Genomic DNA, 1,675 nt, shown 5'->3' with positions numbered 1-1,675 from the left:
GCTGGGGCTGTCGTTCTGGTCGGAACCCTCGTTGGTGGGTTCGTTCGGTCCGAGCATGCGGGCGTATCTCCCGTCAGGCTCCCGGGCGCCGCGCCTGGTCCGGCGGGTGCCGGTGACGTCCGCGGCTCGCGCTGTGCGCGTCGCCGCCGTCCGGGGCGAGGGCGCCGCACGGGAGCACTACTAGTCCTGTCTCGCCGGTTCCGTACGCCGTGTTGCGTACGGCCTGGCGAAAGTCTTGTGGTGTCGTGCGCGCTGCCCGGCCCAGGTGGCTCCCGAGTTCCAGGGCGGCGCTACGGCGTTCGTCCCTACGCGGGACCTTCCGGCGCCGACGCCTGCGCGGCGGCAGAGGAATCTGCCTCGCGGTCGGGCGCGAGCGGGTCGGTCACCGTGCCGGTCTCTTCGTCGAAGAGCCCCTGCGCCAGCCTGGTCACCGCTGCGGGGACCGGCGGCGCCAGGTCAGCCACCACACGGAGGCCGGACAGGACGTCGTCGGGTCGCACGGCAGGCGTCACGTGCCGAACAACCAGGCGCAGTATCGCACAGGGGTGGTCACCGGGCCCATCTTCGCCACCGGCGGCCCGGGCTTCCAGGCTGACGACGGCGCTGCGGGCGTCGAAGGTACGGACACCGTTCTTGGTCATGCGTTGTACTTCGACGGTCTCGGCCTTCTCGAAGGCCTCGACCGCGCGGGCCGCGTCCTCGGGGGCCACGCCGTCCAGGCGGAGCTCCCACACGGACGCCGTGAGCCGGTCGGCGAGGCCGGACGTGCGGGCCTGCACCGCGTCGATCACGTCGAGCCCGTCGGGCAGCGACTCGTCGAGCAGCTCACGCAGCTTCTGCGGGTCACGCGACTCGGTGAGCGCGATCTCCAGGTACTCCGCCTCACTGCCCGTGCCGGTGGGTGCGGCATTGGCGTACGACACCTTCGGATGCGGCGTGAACCCCGCCGAATAGGCCATGGGGACGTCGGCGCGGCGCAGCGCGCGCTCGAAGGCGCGCTGGAAGTCGCGATGGCTGGTGAACCGGAGGCGGCCGCGCTTGGTGTAACGCAGTCGGATGCGCTGCACCGCGGGTGCCGGCGGCGGGCCTTCGGGCTGTCGCTTGCCCAGTGCTCTAATCCTTCGTGAGTGCGGTCGTACTGCTACCAAGAGTACGCGCTTCCGGGCCCGCGGGTTCCCGCCGGTGCTCGCCGGCCGGCCGGGCCAGTCCCTCGCGGGGGCTCCCGAAGAGGGCGGTCCGCACCTCCCGGCGTACCTCACGGACCGTCATGCGGGCGGTGACCAGCGCCTTCCCGATCGCACGGGCGCCCTCCCGCGCCGCGCGGCCCAGCGGGCGCAGCAGCACGTCCCGGACGAGGCGTCCGGCCGGTGCGAACACCGCCCGCCAGGCCCATCGGACCGGCTCGACGAAGATCCACCGCAGCAGCGTCGCCAGGGCCCGTCCGACGGCGAGGGAGATCCGTCCGGCGATCCGCCAGGCGTGTCCGAGCGCGTCCGCCACCTCTCGGAGGACCACGGCGAGCACCCGGCCCACGGCGGTGAGCGGCGCCACCACCAGCCACCGCAGCAGCCACCCCGCCCCCGCGACGACGCCCTTCACGACCCAGGCGGTCAGGTGGCCCAGCGGAGTGAGCACCCACCGGTACAGCGAGTACGCGCAGGGCTGGCGGGCCATC

General features: G+C 73.4%; 1 protein-coding gene and 1 pseudogene. Both read right to left on the bottom strand.

Translation table 11 applies throughout. From position 1 onward, the window contains the following. Positions 1-305: 305 nt before the first annotated feature. On the bottom strand, positions 306-1,067 hold the full coding sequence (locus HW445_RS30060) for a TIGR03936 family radical SAM-associated protein (protein WP_180223967.1): 762 nt from the start codon (positions 1,065-1,067) through the stop codon (positions 306-308). Positions 1,068-1,113: 46 nt separating this feature from the next. Continuing rightward, positions 1,114-1,675 (bottom strand): annotated as a pseudogene (locus HW445_RS30055) (hypothetical protein); the annotation flags it as partial.

The organism is Streptomyces sp. UH6 (assembly GCF_013421635.1).
GTDB classification, from domain to species: domain Bacteria; phylum Actinomycetota; class Actinomycetes; order Streptomycetales; family Streptomycetaceae; genus Streptomyces; species Streptomyces abyssomicinicus.
This window is presented reverse-complemented; position numbering and strand designations above follow the sequence as displayed.